Origin of the sequence: Synechococcus sp. R6-5 (genome assembly GCF_047461775.1) — a bacterium.
Lineage (GTDB): Bacteria > Cyanobacteriota > Cyanobacteriia > Thermostichales > Thermostichaceae > Thermostichus.
The window spans coordinates 1-3497 of the sequence record NZ_JANSHV010000319.1; the positions used below are offsets into that span (position 1 = coordinate 1).

1 protein-coding gene is annotated in these 3497 nt (G+C 58.2%); it reads right to left on the reverse strand.

Features of this window, described 5'->3' with window-relative positions; translation table 11 throughout:
* Positions 1-62: 62 nt before the first annotated feature.
* Positions 63-3425, reverse strand: a complete 3363-nt coding sequence (locus tag NW818_RS13330) for a Swt1 family HEPN domain-containing protein (RefSeq protein WP_414417081.1) — start codon at positions 3423-3425, stop codon at positions 63-65.
* Positions 3426-3497 lie beyond the last annotated feature (72 nt).

Below are 3497 nucleotides of genomic sequence, written 5' to 3' on the forward strand. Positions count from 1 at the left end.
GGAGAGTTCAGCGTGAATGTATCAGCTAGTGCACAATGCTAAGGAAAAAGTTTCATTCCCGCTTAAAAATGACTATGCGGATTGTCCTCGAACTCCAGGGTGCAGAACTTTAAGGTTCGGCAGTTTTCCGCTACCGTACGCCTCACGCTCTCCGGTAAGCCTTCCGGTATTTCCGCGTCGATTTCCAGGGTAATTTTGACAGTGGCTCCTGGCAGATTGGTCAGGTGCCGGATGACCTCGTCGGCAAGGGTTGCAACATCTCTGTTGACCCGCAGGGGATCCATTTCCACCCTGCCGTAAAATCGCCTCGGCAACGCCGGCTGGGAAACTTGATTTCCTTGATTCGTAACTGGGGAATCCTCCTCGCTGGGGCCAGGAAGAGGCGGAGTGCTGTCTGGGAAGATGCAGGGCGCCTTTGGGGAAGGAACTTGAAGGGCTTCCAATTGACGGCGGGCAACCTCTGGCTTGACCAGCAGGCTGTTGGAACCGATGCTGGGCTTGACTATGGCTGCCACTTGCAAGCCGAGGTATTTGCCTTTGGACTCATCGAAGGCCTCTGCGTAGGCAAAGCTATCCTCCCAAGCAGTTGAGGCTACCCCGTCTTCTACAGCTCTTAGAAGGACGGATGGGTCTTTCAAGCGGGGTAGGTAGAGGTACTGGGCCAGGCATTCCCACAGTCGTTTGAGATCGATGTGATCAGCCTCGCGCCAGAGGAATCTATCCAGCGTATCCAGGCGGAGGGTGATGGCAGAGTAAGCGGTAACCAGATCCCCCTCGTGGACAGCTTTGCGGCTGGCTTGCAAAATGGGGGAATCTTGCCCCTGCAGTCGGCATTCTTTCCACTCTAGACTGCCTTGGGGATCAGGCTGGGCTGGGATCAGCAGCCATTGATAGGTTTCCCGCAGAGCAGCCTCAACAGCAGCCTCGGATTGGTGCAGCTTGGTATTGGCTTGGGCGGTTTGGAAGGCATCTAGGTTGAGGAGATCTTTGTCTTCCAGGATCCCTTTCCAAGCTAGGTATTGGGCGGTATTGCGTTCTAGGCTTTCCAGGCGGGTTTTGTCGGGCGCCAAAAACAGCAGCATGTTCCTGTAGTAGCGGGGGCCGCTGCCGCGACGCTGGAGGGCCTGCTCAGCCCAGACTCGCCCAGGGCTATCCTGGCTACCCCGGCTATGGGAATACTGAGGATGCAGGATCACCAGCCGCACGCCTAAAGTGGGATCGTCGGGAATATCGGCAGTGGAGTCGGGGGCAACGTGAACGGCGCTGAACTCACCGCGATTTCTGTCGGCTTTGAGGCGCCGGATGATCTCTTGGCAGAGGGTGTGGGGCTCGTCCCTCAACAGTTGCTCGGCTCGCTCCTGAGCAGTGCGGTTGACGTTGGGCTGGGTGGAAATCCAGTAGCGACTGCCATCTCCGTATAGGTAAGTTGCCTGGTCGGATAGCCGCCGCAGGGCATCGCCGAAGGTGATGGGGTGTTCTCCCGGTTGCACGCAGCCCAGCTTGATGCGGCGCTCCTCAATGCCGCGGTTGGCGGCCCGCAGGGTGGGGGCGGATCCCATGTAGATGGTGCGGGCAACCCGGCGACAGGCGGAATACCGGCCCAGGTTGGGGTGATCTCGGTCGAGAGTCAGGGGCAGGGAAGTGGGGCCATCCACGTCTTTGTCGATTACCGGCAGCCAGTTGTCGTCTAGGTAGCGGGTCAGCTCTGCTTGTACCTGTTGATCGTCCATGGGGATGTGGGCGGGCAGGATCATCAGGCTGCGGTCATTTCGCTCCCAGAGGGTGTGGATGACCCTGGCCATCAGCCGTAGCACACCGCGGGTGCGTTGAAACTTGTCGAGAGTAGACCAGTCGGAGTAAAGGCGGTCAAACAGCTCTGGGTGAATGGGATAAGCAGCCTTGAGGCGGCGTTCGTAGTCACTTTCTTTGCACTCGCTGGGAAATTCCTGGCTTTGGCTGCGATAGAGATCCATGAACGCTTTCACCACGGCATCCCGCTGCACAAATAGCTCGGGATTGGTGAGGGGCTGAAACAGGCGGCGGCGGACAATTTCAAAGCTTTCTTCAGCGCTCGCGGGCCGCCAAGGGGATTCCACCCGGCCAATGGCATTTCTCAGGCGAACCAGAGCTTCTTTGCCCCGCTCCCCGCCAATTTCGATATCCGAAGAAGGAAGGCTCACCACCAGCAGTGTATCTTTTGCGTTCTTGGCCGATTCGCTCAGGGTTTGGGCAAAGGTAAACTGGGTGTCGAAACTGCCGCCGGCTAGGTCAGGGCTGTCGTGGAGTTGGCGAGCATAGGCCACCCACTCATCGATTAGGATCAGGCAAGGGGCATAGCGGTTGAACAAGACTTTAAGCGCATCGCCGGGGTTGGTGGAAGTTGCGTCGGCCTGCTGCACCCGCGCATAGCCTTCGGCACCTCCCAGTTGCCAGGCCAACTCCCCCCAAAGGGTGCGGATCAGGGGGCGGTTTTGCTGGGCGTGCTCAGGCTTGTAGGAGGGAATGCCGCTGGGCTGGAGCTTGTTCCCCACCAGGACGGCTATCCTGACGTTTTGAGGTGGTCTCTGCAGGCCGACGGCTTGGAGAAGAGACTCTGTGCCGGGTAGGGGGCCCTCACCCCTAGCCCCTCTTCCAAAGAGGTGGTAGAGGGCAAGCATGGCGTGGGTTTTGCCGCCGCCAAAGTTGGTCTGCAACTCTATCACGGGATCCCCCCCTTGGCCGCTGAGGCGCTTCAGGGCATTGGTGAGCAGTTGTTGCAATCCCTCGGTAAGGTAGGTGCGGCGGTAGAACTCGACGGGATCCCGGTACTCATCCGAACCTTCGCCCAGGTAGACTTCCCAAAGATCGGCGGCAAATTCGGCTTGTTGGAAGCGACCTGAAGCCACATCGGGGTGGGGAGTGGCAACCTCGCGCCAGGGCTTGAGGCCAGCCTGGGGCTGACCTTCTGTAGGGGATCCCATAGCGCGACGGCTTTCCCGCTTGGCCTGTTCTTCGAAGCGCAGTCGCAGTAGCTCTTGTTTTTGTTTTTCAACTTCGGCAGCTTGGGGGGCAGCAATGGCGCTCAGCAGTCGGGCAACGCTATCGAGGGCGCGATAGGCATCGTCAAAACCAAAAGTGCAGGTGTGGGCCCAGGTGTTACGGGTATTGCGCAGCTCGCTGACTAGGGTGCGCTCCGCTTGTCCCAGAGTTTGCCTGAAGACGGTGTTCCACTGCTCCCACATGAGAGTCAGCAGCGCCAAAACATCTTCCTCCAGGATCTGCTCAGGACTTTTGAATTTGGGAGAGCTCTCGGGCAGGTTGTCGGCGACAACTGTCAGCCACTTCTCTCCATGGAAGGCTTGCATCTCCCGCACGACAAAAGGATAAAGCCCCTGCCGCAGAAGGTTGAGGGCGCGTCCAACTCGTTCGTGGTTGCTGATAGCCATAAGTGATTGAATGAAATTGAAGTTAGGGGGTGGGTCGATTATTTCCAGATTAAAGTGAGATCCACAACAAAG

Coding starts and splice junctions, on each gene's coding strand:
- NW818_RS13330 (WP_414417081.1), bottom strand. CDS start 3,425: ATGGCTATCAGCAACCACGAACGAGTTGGACGCGCCCTCAACCTTCTG.